The 19966-nt window shown below is 53.1% G+C and carries 18 protein-coding genes and 2 pseudogenes; 9 read left to right on the forward strand and 11 right to left on the reverse strand.

Features of this window, described 5'->3' with window-relative positions; genetic code table 11:
• Nucleotides 1-55 precede the first annotated feature (55 nt).
• The 8 genes from GV818_RS33065 (at nt 56) to GV818_RS33100 (ending at nt 7511) form a co-directional block, all read left to right on the forward strand.
• On the forward strand, nt 56-781 hold the full coding sequence (locus GV818_RS33065; protein WP_161778681.1) for an amino acid ABC transporter ATP-binding protein: 726 nt from the start codon (nt 56-58) through the stop codon (nt 779-781).
• A gap of 479 nt (nt 782-1260) precedes the next feature.
• Nucleotides 1261-1944 (forward strand): TIR domain-containing protein, encoded by a 684-nt coding sequence (locus tag GV818_RS33070; RefSeq protein WP_161778671.1) that lies wholly within the window; start codon nt 1261-1263, stop codon nt 1942-1944.
• Nucleotides 1945-2098: 154 nt separating this feature from the next.
• Nucleotides 2099-3268 carry a toll/interleukin-1 receptor domain-containing protein gene (locus tag GV818_RS33075; protein WP_161778672.1) on the forward strand — a complete coding sequence of 390 codons (1170 nt, stop codon included), beginning with the start codon at nt 2099-2101 and terminating at the stop codon, nt 3266-3268.
• Nucleotides 3265-4083, forward strand: coding sequence for a hypothetical protein (locus GV818_RS33080; protein ID WP_161778673.1), 819 nt, complete (start codon nt 3265-3267; stop codon nt 4081-4083). The genes GV818_RS33075 and GV818_RS33080 overlap by 4 nt, the downstream gene beginning before the upstream one ends.
• Nucleotides 4084-4223: 140 nt before the next feature.
• On the forward strand, nt 4224-4721 hold the full coding sequence (locus GV818_RS33085) for a toll/interleukin-1 receptor domain-containing protein (RefSeq protein WP_161778674.1): 498 nt from the start codon (nt 4224-4226) through the stop codon (nt 4719-4721).
• 27 nt (nt 4722-4748) lie between these two features.
• Nucleotides 4749-6182, forward strand: coding sequence for an SIR2 family protein (locus tag GV818_RS33090; protein ID WP_161778675.1), 1434 nt, complete (start codon nt 4749-4751; stop codon nt 6180-6182).
• A gap of 11 nt (nt 6183-6193) precedes the next feature.
• Complete coding sequence (locus tag GV818_RS33095) at nt 6194-6775, forward strand: TIR domain-containing protein (protein WP_161778676.1); 582 nt, start codon at nt 6194-6196, stop codon at nt 6773-6775.
• Between the two features lie 454 nt (nt 6776-7229).
• Entirely contained in the window at nt 7230-7511 is a 282-nt protein-coding gene (locus tag GV818_RS33100; RefSeq protein ID WP_161778677.1) for a hypothetical protein, read from the forward strand.
• Nucleotides 7512-8013: 502 nt separating this feature from the next.
• On the opposite strand, the gene GV818_RS33105 is transcribed toward GV818_RS33100, so the two are convergent.
• The 11 genes and pseudogenes from GV818_RS33105 to GV818_RS33155 all read right to left on the reverse strand — a co-directional run bounded on the left by GV818_RS33105 (nt 8014) and on the right by GV818_RS33155 (nt 18309).
• Complete coding sequence (locus GV818_RS33105) at nt 8014-9204, reverse strand: MFS transporter (RefSeq protein ID WP_258028659.1); 1191 nt, start codon at nt 9202-9204, stop codon at nt 8014-8016.
• A 109-nt stretch (nt 9205-9313) separates the two neighbouring features.
• On the reverse strand, nt 9314-10339 hold the full coding sequence (locus GV818_RS33110) for a methyltransferase (protein WP_019095725.1): 1026 nt from the start codon (nt 10337-10339) through the stop codon (nt 9314-9316).
• Between the two features lie 18 nt (nt 10340-10357).
• Entirely contained in the window at nt 10358-11143 is a 786-nt protein-coding gene (locus GV818_RS33115; protein ID WP_161778678.1) for an HAD-IIB family hydrolase, read from the reverse strand.
• A 6-nt stretch (nt 11144-11149) separates the two neighbouring features.
• Nucleotides 11150-11773, reverse strand: coding sequence for a DUF1349 domain-containing protein (locus tag GV818_RS33120; RefSeq protein WP_161778679.1), 624 nt, complete (start codon nt 11771-11773; stop codon nt 11150-11152).
• Nucleotides 11766-12611: an SDR family NAD(P)-dependent oxidoreductase gene (locus GV818_RS33125; RefSeq protein WP_072444754.1), complete on the reverse strand. Its 846-nt coding sequence runs from the start codon at nt 12609-12611 to the stop codon at nt 11766-11768. The genes GV818_RS33120 and GV818_RS33125 overlap by 8 nt, the downstream gene beginning before the upstream one ends.
• Before the next feature lie 96 nt (nt 12612-12707).
• On the reverse strand, nt 12708-14495 hold the full coding sequence (locus GV818_RS33130; RefSeq protein ID WP_218586321.1) for a 1-deoxy-D-xylulose-5-phosphate synthase N-terminal domain-containing protein: 1788 nt from the start codon (nt 14493-14495) through the stop codon (nt 12708-12710).
• The gene (locus tag GV818_RS33135) at nt 14473-15711 is read right to left on the reverse strand and encodes an aminotransferase class III-fold pyridoxal phosphate-dependent enzyme (protein ID WP_161759769.1); all 1239 of its coding nucleotides are present in this window, start codon (nt 15709-15711) and stop codon (nt 14473-14475) included. Before GV818_RS33135 ends, GV818_RS33130 begins: the two co-directional genes overlap by 23 nt.
• Nucleotides 15712-15731: 20 nt before the next feature.
• Nucleotides 15732-16250 (reverse strand): sugar O-acetyltransferase, encoded by a 519-nt coding sequence (locus GV818_RS34845; RefSeq protein WP_306108716.1) that lies wholly within the window; start codon nt 16248-16250, stop codon nt 15732-15734.
• A 297-nt stretch (nt 16251-16547) separates the two neighbouring features.
• Nucleotides 16548-16899: pseudogene (locus GV818_RS33145) on the reverse strand (integrase core domain-containing protein); the annotation flags it as partial.
• Nucleotides 16896-17663: pseudogene (locus GV818_RS33150) on the reverse strand (IS5 family transposase). The pseudogenes GV818_RS33145 and GV818_RS33150, both read right to left, overlap by 4 nt.
• Nucleotides 17664-17721: 58 nt before the next feature.
• Nucleotides 17722-18309, reverse strand: a complete 588-nt coding sequence (locus GV818_RS33155; protein ID WP_161778680.1) for a hypothetical protein — start codon at nt 18307-18309, stop codon at nt 17722-17724.
• On the opposite strand from GV818_RS33155, the gene GV818_RS34750 reads away from it, so the two are divergent.
• Entirely contained in the window at nt 18290-19483 is a 1194-nt protein-coding gene (locus GV818_RS34750; RefSeq protein WP_256679595.1) for a hypothetical protein, read from the forward strand. The two genes, GV818_RS33155 and GV818_RS34750, sit on opposite strands and share 20 nt — an antisense overlap.
• Nucleotides 19484-19966 lie beyond the last annotated feature (483 nt).

Raw genomic sequence — 19966 nt, forward strand, 5'->3', positions numbered from 1 at the left:
GCTTCCCGCCGCCTCCCAAGCGCCCGTTCACCCCGCCGTCGATCCGCGTGAAGTGGTGATCGATATTACCGGGCTGAACAAGTTCTACGGCGCCTTCCACGTCCTGCACGACATCGACCTCAAGGTGCGCCAGGGCGAACGCATCGTCCTCTGCGGGCCTTCCGGCTCGGGTAAATCGACCCTGATCCGCTGCATCAACCGCCTGGAAATCGCCGAAAAAGGCCAGATCCTGGTGGACCGCACCGACCTCTCGCAAAACACCCGCGAAGCCGCCCAGGTGCGCAGCCAAGTGGGCATGGTGTTCCAGCACTTCAACCTGTTCCCGCACATGAGCGTGCTGGACAACTGCACCCTGGCCCCGATGACCGTGCGCGGGTTGTCGCGGAAAACAGCCGAAGAACTGGCCCGGGGGTTTCTGGCCAAGGTGGGGATTGAGAACCAGGCGGATAAGTACCCGAGCCAGCTTTCAGGTGGGCAGCAACAGCGCGTGGCGATTGCCCGGGCGTTGTGCATGGAGCCGAAGATTATGTTGTTTGATGAACCGACTTCGGCGCTGGACCCGGAGATGGTGAGTGAGGTGCTGGATGTGATGGTGAAACTGGCGGGGAGTGGGATGACCATGCTTTGCGTGACTCATGAGATGGGGTTTGCAAGGCAGGTGGCGGAGCGCGTGCTGTTTCTCGATGGTGGACGCATCGTAGAAGACGCTCCGCCCGAAGAGTTCTTTGGGGCGCCGAAGAGCCCGAGGGCTAAGGCGTTTCTTGCGCAGATTGTGCATTGAGTGGGCTAATGCAGCATTAGCCTGTGTTACTCACTCCTGTACTCCCAAACCATCCTCGCCCTCTGTAGTCGGGAACAGGCTTTTGTAGAATTCTCCGAATCAGGCAGACTTTCCCTAGCTCTAACACGTGAAACTACAGTGGGAGTAAACCGCAGGTTGAAACAGATGCTGCAATGTTCGAAATTAGCAACAACCGACCAAAATCGAACACTGGTTGGCAATGACTCTTCTATTTTTCGGGCTACACAAACTAGGATTCCAAATAGAACTGCAAAAACGAGCACTCTAACTACAGCTCCTTAGATTCGTCAACCTTGTATTTCCGATTGTATTTTTTGATTTTAGTCGGCTAGATTACTTTAGAAAAATTGACACTAGCGAAATTTTACATCTATTTTCTTAAAAAACCTTGACAACAACCAGGACAGCTCCGCTTACAGCCCATCGAAAACTGCGGAGACATATACAAGGAGAAAAATATGGGACGAAAAATATTCGTAACCTACAAGTATGCTGACGAACTAGTCCATTCTATCGACACCAACAAGACAACAGCACGTAGTTACGTAGACAGGCTTCAAGAATTGCTCAAAGACAAGGAGCATATTAATAAGGGAGAAGAGGATGACGCCGATCTCAGCGAATTCAAAGACGACACTATCCAGACCAAATTAGGGGAGAAAATCTTCGACAGTTCCCTCACCATCATTATGGTATCCAAAGGGATGATTAATCCGAAGATTCCAGAGATCGATCAATGGATGCCTTGGGAAATATCGTATTCTCTGAGGAAAAAAAATCGTGGCGATAGAACATCCAAACCCAATGCGCTCTTGGCAATCACCTTACCTGACGAATCCGGCCTCTATAGTTACTATATCGACGACGAATCATGTCCACACTGCAAATGCCGCACACTGAAGACACACAAACTATTCAAGATCATGAAGGAGAACATGTTCAACATAAAGCAGCCCGAATATACGGACTGCCCCCACCACACTACCGGATCGAAAGTTTACCTAGGTCAATTTTCTTACATTTATTCAGTGAAATGGTCAGCATTTATCGCCAACCCCGAATACTACATTGACCTAGCCATAAAAATTGGCGACAACATTGACGCATACAACATTACAAAGCTTCTTAAACCAGAAAACTAGCGCAAGATAACTTTTCGCAACTCCGTTTCTCAAGCCACTGATAGATATATATCTATTCATAAACTACGGAGGCTCGAGAAGCCTTCATATCATAGGCAATAGACAGATGATCGTAATTCTGCATAACGAGGCATGCAAGGATGTTGCCCAGAGCATGCAAACTGATCTCGTTGACACCTTTCAAAACCACGTATCTGTAGCACTTGCATTGGACTCTAATTCCAACGTTTGGCCAGGCGAAGTGGAATGGAATGACATGTTGATTGTCCTCTACAATGGGACTTCACTCCCGAGCGAGGCGAATGAGTATGTCAAAACATTTTTGGCTAAGCGGCCCGATACAGCATTGATTCTCCCTGTCGCCGTCGATGACAAGTTTCCTGTACCGCCCGGCGCAGCCTCTGCTTATAAAGCGCTGCCCTTTAACAACGACTCGCTCGGAACCGAAGGCCGACTGATACGTCGCGCCGGCGCCATGCTGGGCCTCCGTCTCCAAGGCCGTAATACAAAGGTTTTCATCTCATATCGAGCCATCGATGGATCACAAATCGCTGAGCAGATCTATGACCACCTCCTAGCACTAGGACATAAGCCATGGCGTGATGAGGCTAAGGAACTGGATGGCAATACCAAAATTCTGCCAGGAGAACCCGTTCAACAAGAAATTGAAAAAGCCCTCGCCGATGCGAGCTTGGTACTGCTCGTCGATACGCCAGAGTCCTACAACTCGAAATGGATCAAAGAAGAAATCAACACCGCTGATGGAATGTTGATTCCCATCCTTCCCGTGGTATTCAGGCTGCAAGGGGATAAAAAGAAAGGGCCCCGATTCAGGACGTTGTTGCATCTACAGCGCTGGATCGACATGACATTTGCAGACGCGCCAAAGAAGACAACTCTATCAACTGCAGACTTGGAAAAGATCACATTAGAAATCGAAACCTACCTCTGCGATATTTTCATCAGAAAATGTCGCATACCCTTCCTCGTCGAGAAATGTTTTAGGGATGCAGGATACGACTGGCAAGCATTGAATCGTGCACTTCTTATGTTCAAGTCATACCAGAAATTTTCCTTACGTTTGACTCGGACAGTCCACAGTCATTGCTCCATATTTGATCAAATTTATGATCCTGCCCGTGTACGATTCAAGAGCTTCCTGCAGACACAACAGCATGTCCATCACGCTCTCTTCGTATATGACGGTGATCTTTGGCCCGAGGATGATCTTAAAGATTACTTGGATGACGACATGATCGTTCTACACCACCAGGAGCTATCTGCACTCTTGACTTCAAATTTTACGAAACTGGGGGACGCATGAGCGAAATCGAGCCGCACAACGCAAAAATTGACGTGTCATTGGAGGGCTTGGAAGTCAGCCTCTCCGGGGCCATTCCAGAACGCGAAAAGTGGACTGAACGAGCAATGGATCGAGGAATTCTCGAGTTCGTAGCGCTCTTCAGCGGTTTAGTCTTCAAGTACGGGGGCAGAGTCATTCATGGTAGCCACCCAAGCTTCACTCCCATAATATTGAGGCAAGCTCGGTTGCACTCGACTAGGACCGACAGACCACCAGTGACGTTGGTAATGTCAGACCTGTGGTACGTCGATTACTCGGCTGACGAGATCCAATCAATGACTGACGTCGCAGAATTAATTGTGACCAAAAAAATAGGTAACGGCACTGATACTCATGCACAAACTAGAAATGACAGTTTGACCGCAATGCGCAAGGTACTCATTGCAGCTCAAAACATGATGGTTGCAGTTGGTGGGAAGATGCACGAAAAGGATGGAGTCAACCCTGGCGTGGCCGAAGAGATGGCGCTTGCTGAGAGGCAAAAAATTCCTCGATATCTGATCGGGGGCCTCGGAGGTTATTCACAAAAACTGGCGAAAGAGCTGACACCAACATCCCTGAACAATGAGCTATCAATGAGGGAGAACATAGAGCTTTTCAGCACCAATGACGTTTCCTCCTGCGTCAATATCGTCTTTGAGAGACTGTGTAAACACTACTGGGCCAACAAGTGCATCAGGTTACCTTCCATAAACCTCTCGGGCACTCAAGAACTTATTCATACAACTATCCCACAGAAGAAAAAAATAATGCGCCCTCGCCGACCTTCACTGTAAGTGAAACACCCAAATACTCCGCCACTCATCCATAACTGAATAACTTAATAGAAAACCTCGAAGACGAGAAATAATGCAGGCAACTTGAACAGCACGTTAAAAGGTGGCACTTTGCCTACAAATACAAGGAAAGTTTGCTTATGCCAATTCGCCAGTCGGATCTCCTTAACGCAGGCCAACGCCGCTCCATACAAGGGCAATTCAGTAAGCGTTTCGGTCAACTCACAGCCTTTCTGAGCCATAGCCACAAGGACGCAACACTCGCTCTAGGTTTGCAGGAACTACTTAACAGTCAAGGATGGGACGTCTACGTCGACTGGCAGGATCAGACGATGCCCGACAATCCTGATGCTGAAACGGCCTTCAATATCAAAGTCGCAATTGTCCGCGCCGACTGGTTCCTCTTTCTTGCAACGCAGAACTCGACGATGTCGCGCTGGTGCCCCTGGGAAATCGGCTTCGCAGACGGCAAAAAGGCCCATGATCGCATCGCGATTATTCCCACGCAGGACAACCTTGGCCATTTCTATGGCAATGAGTACCTAAACCTCTATAACAAAATCGACGTGCCTAGTGGCTCTGCTGGCCTTGCTTTCTACGACACGCGGGGCAACGGCAAGTGGGTCAGCACTCTTTAACTTCAACCTACCAGTAGTGCCTAAACCATGAAAAGGGAACATCTACGGCTCATAGACAACCTGTCCAAAGAGCTGGCCGAAGGGAATCTGGCAATTTTTGCAGGTGCGGGCATGTCCCGATCTGCAGGCTTTGTGGATTGGAAGTCGCTGCTGAAGCCGATCGCCGACGATCTGGATCTTGATGTTGAGAAAGAATGGGATCTGGTGACATTGGCGCAATACCACGCTAATGCCAATGCGACCAACCGCTCGAAGCTGAATCAGATGCTGGTCACTGAATTCTCGTCCGGCGTAGCGCCGACTGAAAATCACGAGATCCTAGCCAGGCTACCAATTCAGACCTATTGGACTACAAATTACGACAAGCTCATCGAGAGCTCGCTCGAGCGCAGTGGGAAAGTCCCAGACACTAAGTACACCAACAGGCAGTTGGCAACTACACGCCCCAAACGAGATGCCGTGGTTTACAAGATGCACGGAGACGTCGATCACGCGTCCGATGCTGTGTTGATCCGTGATGACTATGAACGCTATCACATGAAGATGCAGCCATTCATCACTGCACTGAGCGGTGACCTGATCGCCAAGACGTTCCTGTTTCTGGGCTTCAGCTTCACCGATCCCAACCTCGAGTACATTCTGAGTCGAGTTCGGATTCAGTTTGCGCAAGATCAACGCCAACACTATTGCATCCTTCGCAAGGCGAGCAGGATGGAAGGAGAGGAGCAGGCTGATTTCGAATATCGCCAGCGCAAGGAAGACCTCTTCAAACACGAGCTACTACGAGTTGGGATTAAGGCCGTCTACGTCGATGCGTTCTCAGAGATCACCGACGTCCTGCGAGAGATTGAGCATCGTCATAAACGCAAAACGATCTTTATCTCGGGAGCGGCTCATGACTACAGCCCCTGGACCAAGTCGGAGGCGGAGCAGTTCGTTTACAAGCTGAGCAAGGCTATCAGCAAGGAGCAGTACCGGGTCATTTCTGGGTTCGGCTTGGGAATTGGAAGTGCAGTTATCACCGGAGTGCTCGAACAGACCATCATGAATGGTGGTCGCCTAGACAGCGATCAACTAGTCCTTCGCCCCTTCCCCCAAAACCAGTCTGGTGAGCGTCAATTACCAGAGCTTTGGACTGAGTACCGCCGCAACATGCTCGCTCATGCTGGTGTTGCGCTCTTCCTTTTCGGCAACAAGCTGGACAAGGCAGGGACTCTGGTGCCGTCCATCGGCATGCGCGAAGAGTTTGCTATTGCGGTTGCCAATGGCCTCTTCGTCATTCCGGTTGGCATTACTGGCTCGATCTCAGCCGACCTTTGGAAGGAAGTGATCCAAGCGTACGACGAATCAAAGCACAAACATGGCAAGAAGATTACACCCCTGCTTCACGAGCTGGGCGCCTCAGGCACAGATCTGCAGCGCGCTCACGAAGTCATCCTTTCCCTACTGCCCCTGATTTAAGGAAGAGCAACGTGGCAAAACGAGTATTCTTCAGCTTTCACTATCAAGACGTTATCGACTTTCGCGCGAACGTTGTTCGCAATCACTGGATGACCAAGCCAGACCGAGAGGCGGCTGGATATTTCGATGCGTCGGTATGGGAAACGGCGAGAAAACAAGGTGAGCTCGCCCTCAAGCGGCTTATCAACGGCGCCCTTGAGAACACTTCAAACAGCTGCATCCTAGTGGGTTCAGAAACATACGCTCGCCCATGGGTCCGATACGAGATCATGAAGAGTTTCAGACGTGGGAATCACCTTTTCGCAGTCCATGTAAACTCCGTGAAAGGAAAGGACGCGCTTACCAAGCCGCTTGGGCCCAATCCCTTTGAATATGTTGGCGTTACGTACTCTGACGATGGAAAGACCGGAACTCTATGGGAAAGAAACGGAGACACTTGGACCAAGTACGAGCGGATTGATGGGAACGCTACGTTTTCAGCGAAAGTTGGCCCGGAACATCGCGGCAAGAGCTACAACTTGTCCCACTTCTTTCGGATCTATGACTGGGTCACCAATGATGGATACAACAGCTTCTCCGAGTGGCTTAAATGACAAAGATTAAATACTCCTCCGCTTTCAAGGAGCTCCAAACCTGAGAGTTTAAACTGCCCGCTTTTAGCCGACTCCTGCATGAAATATCCGGCAGAGAGCGGCTATTAGCTGTCAGGAGTTTTTTATCTAGTGGACCCAGGGCAATTCACCTGATGCAACCGTTACTGTCGCTACGACACACCCACTCAAACATCTCCTCCAAAGCATGGTTGTCGCACTAAAAGCCCGCCCCTATAGTTCTCCCTCGCAGCAACATCCGCGACGACCTTGGCCGGTCGAATTACAACGCAGCATCAGCGTCCACAACACTTTTGCAGTCACCTATCCGGTGCCTGCGACAGGATGTTATGACGGCTGTGCGCGGTGATTCTCCGGTCGTCATAGGCGCGCATAGCGGTCATTTTCCTCGTCGTCGGCAACCCAGGTGATTGCTCCATAAACAGGAGCTGTACCGATGACTGACCAGCCACTCTCGCGCTTTACCGCCGTCGACACCCACGACGCCAACCAAGCCGTTTTCTACCTCGACACCCAAGCCTCTCTGAACGATCTGGCCAGCAGTGCGGCCCATCGTTTCACCGTGGTGCGGGATCTGATGGACACGCTGTCCACCCTTAACCTGAAAGACATTGCCGACTGCGATCTGACGCGGGTCACCCGAGGGGTGCATCTGCTCACCCGGGAGGGTTGCGCGGTGCTGGAGGTGATTCAGTGGCGAACTGGGCAGGAGTCCTGAAGGCCATTGAACTCAACAAGCGCGTAAAACGCGCATGGGTTTTCTCCAGCGTTTGATCTTCCTGCCTCTTCAGGAAGCCGAGTGCAGGCATTGCGCAAGCGTCAGCAAGGACGATGTATGACTTACGGGCCAATTCGCCGGCAAGCCGGCTCCTACGACAGCGCGTAAAACTCGCTTGGCTTTGCTTGGGCTCTTGATCTGGCTTTTGATCTTCCTGCCCCTTCAGGAGGCCGAACGCAGGTATTGCGTAAGGGGGCAGCTCGGCATGGATGCCGAGCTAGCCGCCATCAGGCCATGGATGGCCTGTGGCGGCGGGCCCCCGGAGCAATGCCGGAGTGAGGGAATGCCGAGCCTAGGCGAGGAACCGGATGCGGGGGCAGGAGCCCTTTACTTACTTTGGGCTGGGCCGGCATTCCGGCTTTTCCAAAGTGAGTCGCTGTAAGAGCGAAACCCTAAGCGGCCATGACCGCAGCAACGGATATCTACACAGAACCGTATGAAGTCAGGTAGTGCGAGCGCCGACCATTCGAAAGCCCATGAGCGAAATCGTTATCTGGACGACCAGAACCAGACACAGCAATACCGCTGCCATTCCCCAGTCACCGTGGTCGGCGATAACCCCCAACGTCGCGATCATTATCGTGGCGCCAATATTGCCGACTAACCAGAAAATTGAGGTCGCCGTCCCAGACCTGGAGAGTCCGGCAGTGTCGGCTATCAGTTGCAGCAGAAGAGGCAGCGGAGATAACAGCGCGGCACCGATCACGATCCCTGCCAGGCTCAATATCCAAGGGGAACCCGAGGTGAAAAGCAGTACCGTGCCTCCCCCTGCCAACAATGAAACCCCGGACAGAATGCCCCCCACGCTTGCACCGCTCCGCACCAGTAAAGGCATGAACGTCATACCCGCAATACCACCGGCCAACATCAGAACAACGATAAATCCTGAAACCTGGGCATCGATCCCCTGACGCAACAGGATCGGCTCCAGCCATGTCGTAATGGCGGAGAAATAGCCGTTGGTTAAAAAAATCATCAGCAAAACCGCCGTGAACGGAGCCGTGCGCAATAAATCGATACCCTCCGCCAGTAAACGGCCGCCGGACTTGGTCGGGGCGGACGTTGTTTGCACAAGAGGGCCATCTCGCGGGACATAAATGAAGGTCAATAGCGCAATCAGCCCCAGGATCGCGACGTCAATCAACAACGAACTGCTGACGTTCCCCTCCTCCGTCAACGGGACAATCATGAACGCGGAGCCTATACCCAGGAAAATCACCGTACTGAACAGCGTCGTGACCCGCACATGTTCATCTTCAGAAAACCAGGTGATCATCAACTTGACGAGCAGCGACATGGTCAAGGGTTGAACAAACCCGAACAACAGTTGGCCGGCAAGCAGGTATTCATAATGGGGTTGTAACACCCGGATCAAGGCCGCCAACAACATAGCAATGGCGGTGATACGCAAGGCTGTTTGCACCGATATCCGGTCAATCAGGCCACCGCTGGGAAGTGCCAGCGGTAATGCAAGTGCCGTCACAGCCAAAGACAGTGAACCGACTTCCCCATAAGTAATACCGTACTGGGTGGACACCTGATCCGTGATAGGCGCAAAACGCATCCACTCATACTGGGTCAACGCCAGCATGCCGGAGTAAATACAAAGAATACGGTAACGTACTGGGATCACTTTAATCTCCCGCAAGAAGACACAAGTGAAGTCCGGGGCGAATGCGCCGGACCTTGAGTTCACACTGTGCAATCAGAACGCCCTCATAGGGCATTGGTTGTCAGCAACCTTAATACTTGATTCCGGTTGCCAGGCTCCAGTCACCGTATTGCGTGCGGGAAACTGTAATATCGCGAAAACCGGCGATCGTCAGCAGCTCCCTTATCTCGGTCTCTGACAATTGCTGACCCTGGGTCCACAGCAACATGTTCGCGTTATAAGCCGCGACATTATGTGGGCCGGTCTTGTCTTTATTAAAAAACATCTCATGAAGAATGATACGGCCGCCGCTGGGCAGTGCATCAAAACTCTTTTTGGCCAGAAACAGACACTTGTCCAGCGGCCAATCATGAAAGATATCACTGTAAAGATGCACATCGGCGGCTGGATACTCAGACGCCCAGATGTCTCCTTTATGGGTTGTGATGCGCCCCGCCATCCGGTACTGCTCGACGTAGGTATCGGCAATATCGCAGACATAGGGAAGATCAAAGATCACGGCATTCAGTTCAGGCCATTTCTCCAGCGCACAAATAGAGTGAACACCCGAACCACCGCCCACATCCAGAAGACAGGTATACCCGGACAGATCAATCCGACCCGACCAGGCCCGAGCCGGTCCTTTGCTTTTACTGTGCATCGCCTTGGTGAAAATTTCGCTGTGTAACTGGTCCTGCGCATTGTTCTCAAACAGATCAGTCTCACCGAACAACCCGGACTCTCCACTGAGCATCGACTCTTTGAAGAATGCATAAGAGAACGCATCTTCTTTGTGGCGTGCGGATTGCAAGACCCCACTGAACGAGGTCTCCGACTTTCGGGTCAGAAACGCTTGCGCCAAAGACGTCAGGCCATAGCACTCCCCACTCTTCTCAAGCAGCCCCTGACTGGTGCACATAGCCACAAGCGCCTGTGCGGCCCGAGGTGCCAGTTCCAATGCCGAGCCGATTTCACCCAGCCTCAGCGCTTTGCCTTCAAGCAGATCAAACAGTTTTACTTCATCCGCAAAAAACAAGGTGTAGGTATTGATAAACCCGAAGTAGATATCAAATATCTGTTTATCACTGTGATGCTCCGTGTGCACTGTACTGTCCATGTAGATGCATATCCCATTTCAAAAATGCCGTTGAAGACCATCAACGATGCCATGACAATAGAAACCCTCAACAACACGATCAAACGCCTGCCTGGCCTCATGCGAAGCGTTGCCCACCAGGTAACCATGTGAACAGGCCTTCAACATCTCGATGTCATTACAACTGTCCCCGAACGAGATGACTCTGGCGGGGGAAATCTCATGTTTCTTGACGATGAAATCGACCCCCTGCTTCTTTCCGCACCCCGGGTGCATGATGGCTACATCGTAGACATTCTCAGGGTCGCCGGCGGCGGCACTGGCGTAGGTAATCGAGGCCTCAAGACCAACCTGCAAACAGAGTCTATGGATCTGCTCGATGGCGATCGCTGCATTGCCATCGGCATTCAAGTAATAACCCCGAATGCGTTTTTGCTGGAAAGCCTCCGACTGCAACGTCAACTCAATACCCTCTTGCTCGAACAGGGCGCTCAGCCTTATGACCCGTTCTGGAAAGGTTTCTGCGCCTTGTAACGGCCAACCCTCATCCTCCAGAACACTGTCCGGGTGATTCCAGTACAACTCGGTTCCCAGACTGGTCAGTGCAAAGTCCCAGGGAAACTCGGGGTATCTCTTCATCTTGTCCAGGACCACCGCTTGACTGTTTCCCGTGGCCCAGCCAAATAACAGGTGGTGCTTGCGTTTCAGTTGATTCAAACAGCTTTCCAGTTTGTCTATCCCGGCATCCGCCTCTCGAGACGACAAGACCGGCATGAACGTCTCGTCAAAATCAGAAACTATCAACCAGGTGTCTTTGCTCGTCATACCTGCTCACTCTCTGATGAGTCCCATGGACTGTGAGGATATTTCAATCCGGGAAAACTCCCCGACCGCTCCCTCGGAAAAGGGCGACTGCACACTAAACCCGACGCGCACTTCATCCGGGCAGTTGCTCACATAGAACGCCCGATGAAAAACCACGGCACCCTCAGAGCCACTCAGATAACACGAGAACACATCCCCACTTCGCGAAATGAACAGCCGCACAGGCTCATCGTTTACCTCGATGCCATTGACTTCATCGCTATAGGGCGATGAATGCACCGATACGATCTTCTTGTTGCTGCCGTACTCTTCAACACCGAACTTCAGCTTGTGCAGCCCGACTTGAAGAAAGAGCCCTGCAGCATCAAACTTGGCCAGGCTGAATAACTTGATGTCAGCACCAAGGGCAAACTCTCCCGTCACCGACGTGAGCAAAGTGCCCAAGCTGTCCACCGTATGAAGCCCTGGAATATTGAACGAATCGCTACCGGGTTCGCTTCGCATTTTCAGAACCGGCGCTACATAACGCAGCTGCGCGCAATGCTCGGCACCGAACACACGATCACTGATCCTCAGTACGGTGTTCGGGTCTTCGCGCAAAAGAGGCGTAGTGCCAACGGTGTCATCCATACAGGTTCATTCCGCCATCGACCGACAGGGATTGAGCCGTGATGTCTTCGTTCTCAAGCACCGCCAGACAGAACCGGGCAATGTTTTCCGGGATCTGTGTGCGACCCAACGGGATCAGACCCTCCATGCGAGCCCACAAGTCATCCAGCGACTCGTTGGGCGCGATGAGGCGGTTCTCCAGGTACTTCCACATATTGGTTTTGACGATGCCGGGGCAAACGCAGTTGACCCGGATATTGTGAGTGGCCAACTCCAGCGCCAAGGCGCCAGAGAAGCCCTGCAACCCGGCTTTCGCGGCGCAGTAGGAAGATATTCCAGGAAAGGCGACTTTTGCGGCAATGGAGCTGATGTTCAGGATCGCGCCGCCCTTGCCTCTCTGGATCAGTGCGCGGGCAGCTTCACGCGACGTCAGGTAAGGTGCTGTAAGGTTGGTTTGCACGATCGCGTCAAACTCGCTCAGCGATGATTCAACCGTGTTGATCAGATGGCTGCTGCCGATGGCGTTGACCAGGCCGTAAAAGTGCTCTGACTCATGGACAACGCCCGCTACGGCTTCTATGACCTGGGCTTCAGACGTTGCGTCGACCGCAATGGCCTTTACCGAAAGCCCTTGCTCCACAAGATCCGCCGCCAGCGTGCGAGCCGCCTGATAACCACTGACATCCTGAGTTTGATAGTGGTTGATTGCATTGGGTGTCCGGTCGGTATCAAAGATGTAGACATGAACACCTTCTTTGGCCAGTACTTCAACAATCGCGGAGCCGATGCCTCTGGCACCGCCCACGACGATCATGGTTTTACCGGACAACTTGCCTTGCGCTTTATTTCCCTGCGTCATAAACCACTGCTCCTGAATCCATAGAAAGCCCGCCGAACCCTATACAGGGCTCAGAAAACCAATAAATAGTTGAAACTGCATTTAAACGTGCGAAGTCTAATTAGCTAATGCGTACGGCGGGTCCGCCAACAATGCACCCAGTGCTCGAGGTGCAACATTTGCCTGGAAAGTCTCGATTGTTGGCCACTCATAGGCATCACCGAAAACCTTGCGAACTCGAACCAGCAACCTGGACTCAATGTATTCAGCCAGGTTGAAGCGACCACTGTTATGTTCTACGACAATAATTTCGGCACATTGGCTCAGCATCTCTTTAACCAACTCAAGATCCGGCCGAACGGACAGGAACCGAATATGTGTGCATCTTTTTGTCGTGGCGACCTGAAAGGCTTCGTACGCCATCGACTCCGATGACACTATCAATGAACCGGCGGCAAACTCGGGCTGAAAAATATAGATATCTTCAGACAGCTTCCGGTACTTCTCTCTCAGGGCACACACTCTTTCCATGGGCTGGTCGTACATTAAGTACAGGCCGTTTCCACCCTGTGCTTTCTGTCGATGAATACAGGCCAACAGATCGAGAGGGTCTGTCAGTTCGTATACGGTTTCTTCCGTCAGCAAGCTGAATACGGTTGAGGCGTACGTAGCGCCGCCCCACACACCGTTTTTCCGAGCGCCAATGACATGCAAATTACGACAGGCAATCAAAGCAGAGTGCAGCACATCTATCGCGTTGAGGTAATACTTGTCATCGGTCAGGACAAACTTCAGTTCATCATCCGGGCACCCCATCGCGCAGGTCAGCAACGCTGACTCGGCCAGGCCGGTGTTGCAATAACCGGACAATGACTTAAGGCCAAACCGAGCGGCCAGATCCGCAGTGAATACATGGACAGGTGCCCCTGACCGAACTTCTTCGATAATGTCGGCCGTCCGGCTGCAACTGGAAGCTTTCCTCAGATCATTCTTCTGCTGATCGTCCGTTGACGTCATCAAACTCTGATGGCTGGCACGTTTGAAGGAGTGAACGCCTTTTTCGGTATGACAGATGATCGCGGCCGAGCGATGGTCCTTCTCTGCCTGGCGAATGTGTTCACTGATCGCCTGGGTATCGTGTCCATCCACTTCATAAACATCAGAAAAGTAGGCGGCCAAATACTCCGGCTTCAACTTCCCGGGAAGTGGGTCAATCCCTCTGCCATTGTTGTCCACTATCAACGTCAGGTTCTTGACCTCAAGTTCGCCAATCAGGCGAATCGCCTCGAAAGACACCCCTTCGTTCAACTCACCGTCACCCGCCACACAGATAACACGTGCATCACGATTGGCATTCGCCCGCCCCAACGCAATGCCCACTCCCTCGCCCAGGCTATGCCGCATGCTGTAGGCAAAACCGTAGTGTTTATTGACAACAGCCGGAATCTTGTCGTGAACCGCAGCCAAAAAAGCCAAAGGCATACCGTTGAGCACATGACGATAAGCATAAAACAATGGCGCAATATGCCCCCTGCCAATCACCAGATCCTGATTGGCCACCCCTGCCGCATTGCAGAGTTCCAATGCAAACAGTGCTTCGGCAATGTTCAGTGACGACAGGCAAGATGCCAGGGTTCCGTAACCGGCAATTTCATGAATCCGCTCCAGGCAGACCCTTACGTCTGAATAGAACGGCGTAAATTGTCTGGCGATGGCTACCGACAGTTCGTTGATCGTCTGGCACTTCGACGACTCGGCAATACCGACTTCAATTTCCTCATTGGCACGCACATACTCATCGGCCGTCAGGTACGCCTTCCGTTTATGCACGCTTTGACGAATGCCATATAACGGCGTCAACAGGCTGGCAACTGGCTCGAGGTCATAACTGACTAATTGATTCATTCAACACCTCGAACACGTCACTTAGCGTTTCTTCTGACATGATGTAGGCGGGCGCCAGGCAAGCCCAATCTTCCTCACCTCGGATAATCAACTTCCTTTCAAAGCACAGCCCACCCAATTTCTTGCCTGCCTGCTCCCCAAGGCTTGAGTCCAGGGTTATGCCGATCAGCAAGCCATGGGATTCAATACGGGCGATCCGCTCATTCCCGGCGATTTCCTGACACAGCGCCTGGGTCTTTGTAATGAGTTTTTGTAGCTGCCCTGCGGCCTCTATCTGTTCCAGCACACGCATCGACGCATTGATGGCCGCGATAGAAACCGGGTTGCTTGCATAGGTATGCGAATAGGAAAACGGGATCCACGGCTCTGGCTTGTCAAACACCGAGGCTATTTTATGGGATGTCACCATAGCGGATGCCGGGTAATAACCACCGCTGATGCCTTTCCCGAGCGCGACGATATCGGCAGAAACCCCAAACTGATGGGTATTCAAGAACTCTCCGGTTCGAGAGGCGCCGGTCACGATTTCATCGGTAATCATCACAATATCGTAACGGTCACACAGTTCACGAATACCGATCAGGTACTCGCGGGGAGTTTGCCGCATCCCTTTCAAATGGTTGACCGGCTCGAAAATAATGCAAGCGATCTGCTCCGCACCATAATGAAGAATAATATTCTCCACATCCGCCACGCTGTGCATTTCCAACGCCTGACCTTCGTGAACGACAGGGAATGGCGGGTTGATCCGAATAGTGTCGTAACCGCTGCAACGCAGGTCCTTGAAATCGTTCCTGCCGGTAATACTGTGGGCCCCCAAGGTGGCGCCGTGATAGGAGTGCTTGCGGCAGATCACTTTCTTCTTGAACGTATTGCCTTTGCGCTGGTGATATTCCAAGGCCATGGCAATCGACGACTCGATGGCTTCCGAGCCGCTGTTGACATACAGCAAGCCGCCATCTTCCATCTTGGCGCGTTTGAGCAGCAGCTCTGAAGTTTCAAACAGCTCGGACGAATAGAAATGATCCTTGGGGTGGAAAGGCAGATCCGTCAACGTTTTGGAAATATGCTGCTTGATGGGGTCGCACGAATACCCGAACGGTACGTTAAACATGCCCGAAATCGCATCCGTGTAGATGCCACCCTCTGCATGAACACTGACATCTTTAACAGAGCCAACAATTTGGTCTTTCACGCGTGACTGATAGACAAACATCCCTTTATGCCCTCTATTGATTAGATCGGATAAACCTGAGAACCAGCGCCCAGCACTTTGCTGTGTGGCGGAACCGACTTTGCCACGACAGCACCTGCACCGATAATTGACCCCTTACCCACTGTGACGCCCGGCAAGATTGTTGCGCCGCCGCCAATCCATACATCATCTTCAATGACTACAGGTGCACCCAATTCTATATAACGACGCCGCTGCTCAAGATCCTTGGCATGGTTAGAGGTATAAATACCGACATGAGGCCCGATAAACACACGGTTCCCGATGTTTATTTCAAACGCATCGAGGAACACCCCATTGGCATTAATAAAAACACCGTCACCAATGTTTATGTTCGAACCAAACTCACAAAAGAAATTTCCCCACTGTTCAAACCCCTCACCCACTGATCCGAACAGGAGTTTATAAAGCGGCTCCCGACCATCAGGGTTATTGCTGATGGTGGAACACAAAGCACGGGCGGTGCGCCTACGGGCAACTAAAGCAGGTTCCGCTGCATCGAATGTCATGAACTCACGCATACGCCACCCTGTACACATGGGCGTAACAGAGAGCACTCATGCCGTGCTGATCGGCAAGTAAACGGGGGCAAACAAGACGATCATTAGTTCCGCGCCCGCCACTACCACCAACAACTAACGCCCACACTTTCCCAATAGCCTGATTCCCTTCAGCCATCATCATCTCCATCTATTATTTATTTTTTAAATGTACTTCGGCACTTCCAGAAATTTTTCCACCTTCTACACTCGCCACCAGTGCTTTGCAAGTTTGTTATTACGTCAATCGTATTGTTATGTCACTGTTTTCAGGGCCTGTTACTTCCGTTCTGGATTGAGTGTGACGGCGCCGATGGGCTGCCAATTACGCGTCGCACCTGACCAGCGATGCGTAGGTTGATAAGGGACTTGCTGCTACATGACCAGCACCTCTTGATCCTCGCCGCGATGACGCTGCGCAAGGGGTCACGAAGCGGATGCGGCGGTGGCGGTGGCGGTGCTCATGGTTGTACCAGCGGATAAAATCTCGCACCCGGCTGCGAGCGGCGTCGAAATTTGCAAAGCCATCCTTGGGCCGTTGCGAGCAGTATTTCAGCGTTCGAAACAGCCATTCTGAGTAGCGGTTGCCATTGCTCACTCGTGGCCGTCCGCGTGAAGGGACGATGCCTAGGTTTTGTACGAAAAGTACTGCCGCATACAACGCAGGCTGCAGCCAAGGTGACCATAGCTGCAAAGCTCTTGGCCAATTTGTCGTAGCGGGTGCCTATCCTGCGGTTCTCTTTTAGCCAACCAGACATCCGCTCAATGATGTTCCGCTGCCGATACTTTCGACGATCAAAGAGCCGGGGCTTGCGTGGCATAGCCCGCAGTGGGATCACCGGCTGCATTCGATGCCGGTCGCAGTAGTGACGCAGGTGTTCTGCGTCATAGCCTTTATCAGCCAGTAACCAGCGACTGCGCTTGCGTGGTCGCCCCGGCTTAACGGGAATTCGTACCTGATCCAGCAGCGGCTGTGCATGGGCGATATCGCTGGCTTGGCCGAAGAAAGCATGAAGCGTAACGGCACGCCATTGGCGTCATAGATCATGTGAATCTTGGTAGTAAGGCCACCTCGACTAGGCCCAACGCATGATCCAGTGGTTCTTCAGCCCCCCTTTTTTTCCGGTTCCTGAAGAGGCTCGGGTTGCACGTACCGCAGTGGAGTCGATCATCCAGGTGTCCAGATCGATCAGCCCTTCCCGGTTCAATTGGATGTGCAAGCGCTCCAGTATCCGGTCAAACGTACCGTCGTCGCGCCAAGCAGCGCCCGAGCACAGAACCCACAGTGGAGTACTAGACGATCATCGCTACGTGGGCGACCCAGTTTCTGCTCTGGAGAAACCAGATCTTGATCAATTCCCACGATGCGTCGGGGAGTTCGTAGCGCCTTGTCATGTCGGCCTCCAGCCAATCATGGCGGTAATTCCACCCACACCGACTTTTCGCACAAAACCTAGGGAAAGCGGACGCTCGATCCAGAGGCTGCTGCCGACATGACCGCGTTACGCACGGGTAAAGGGGCTTGCTCGGGGTGTTGCTGCAAAAAATGCTTGATCGCTTGATCCTGGCGGTCCACCACGCATACGTTCACGCTAGGGCTAGGGACGGTGCATTCGCCAAGCGCGAGGACCCCACAGTTCAATACGCCGTACACCGCAGCCGGTTGCGCGACGGCCGAGCAGCCGTAGACCATCTCGCCAAGGTAATTGAGCTGCCCTTGGGTGACGGTGAAACGCAGCGGTTTGGAGTAAGCCCCCATGACCCCGCGACGGTGACCCAGGCGGCTCACTTCATAGTCACCGGCAGGTAGCCATGCCGAGTAATCATCCTTGGGTCCCCAGCCATAAGTCTTGTCGCTCTTGATATCGCGAAATTCAAGGTAGGTTCCGTAGGGGCCGCCTTCCAGCAGCGTGCCGACCACTAGACCCGCGTTTTGCGCGTTGTAAACAGGCGAATTCAACGCCATTTCAGATGGCATTGACGAACAACCGGCCAGTAATCCGATCAGGCCAATTGTAAAGATGTTGCGCGAGCCAAACATTCCGCTACCTCGGTGGGAGACAAAGAAAATCCCCAGAAAAATTCAGGGACGACAGGCGCGCTGGACGGCGGCGACTGCCTTCTTTAGCATGATGGCCTTTCGCCCATCCGTGCATCAAGGACGATCTATCAACATGTTCTGTTTTTCCCAATGGCGCGTGCGTGGCGCTGTAAGCATTGCCGCGCTGTTACTTGGCGGGTGCAGTTTCAACGGCACCTACCCGGACGCCAGTGCACCCGATGCGGCGAAGCTGCGCTTTATCAGCAGCAGTGACAGCTCGACGCTCGACTTGTTCGATGCCGAACACTGCGGCGGCCAAACCACGGGGCTGCTCAATAACCTGTTCAGCGCCAATACCCGGCGACGGGCAGCCATGAGTGCCGCTGCACCCGAGGATGCCAAGGCCTACTTGGAGGTGCGGCTGCAACCGGGTCATGAGCTATTCGCGCGAGCCAATACCTTGAGCACCGGCAGCGTGTGCACCGTGGGGTTCAACTTTACCCCGCAGAGCGGCGGCGAGTACGAAGCGGACTTCCGCCAAGTAGGTCGCACTTGCCAGGTCACCCTTAGCCGTCTGCGCCAGATCGATGGCAAGACTGTGCGCTCGCCGATCGTGCTGACCAACAAAGGCCTGCCCGCCTGCGTCGGCCACAACCCTATTTTCCCCAAGCCCGCCGAAGCACAACCGCAGTCAGCGGAACGTGCAGCGCTGATCGCGCAGATCGTCGACGCGAGTGTCGTCGCGAAAATGAAGCCCGACGCCGAGGATTCCCCTTCGGTCCAGAAAACACTGCTCGACAAATCGATAGCGGAACGCAAACAGCGCCTCGCCTTCAGCCTGCCCGATGCCTATTGGACTGAGTATCAGCAAAACCTGGAGCAGTTCGCCAATGAGATGAGGGGCACCAAGGCCCGTTCATTGCAGTTGTACAAGGATTACTACAGCAACCGTCTGGGTCTGCTCGACACCCCTGCGATCAAGGAACTGCTGCCCGACAGCGAAGCGGCCGACCGTAGCAAGGCAATGTCGACCAATAATGAAATGCTCGAGTACTACTACCGAACCCAGCAAGCACTGCTGAAGGAAACACTGAGCGCACATCAGGCACGCATGGCCGATCTGGATCAGCGCTTTGAGGTGTGCAAGCGTTTCACGGCCTGCTGGCAACGTTGAATCGGGGTCCGGCTTGAAAATACCGACCGACGCACGTACGCCGCCTTAGCCCTGAGCAGGGGCAGCTCGGCATGGATGCCGAGCTAGCCGCCATCAGGCCAGGGATGGCCTGTGGCGGCGTGCCCCCGGAACAATGCAGGAGTGAGGGAACACCGAGCCTAGGCGAGGGGCCGGATGCGGGGGCAGGAGGCCTTTGGTTACTTTGGATTGGCCGATATTGCGGATTTTCAAAAGTGACCCGCTGTAAGAGCGGCCCCCTAAGCGGCCGTGACCGCAGCAACGGATATGTACCCCCCCGTCCCCAAGCCCTCGCGGAAAGAAGGTGCCTGCGCGTCATCGTTGGCGAGCTTCGCTGGCAAGCCAGCTCCTACAGGACTCGCTGCGAAATCGCCAGCTGCCTCCCTTTCACCCAACAACCCGCCCCAACCGCAGCGCCACGCTCGCCGCCTGCTCCGCACTGACCACATTGGTAAACCCCATCAC

The organism is Pseudomonas sp. Fl4BN1 (assembly GCF_009908285.1).
Lineage (GTDB): Bacteria > Pseudomonadota > Gammaproteobacteria > Pseudomonadales > Pseudomonadaceae > Aquipseudomonas.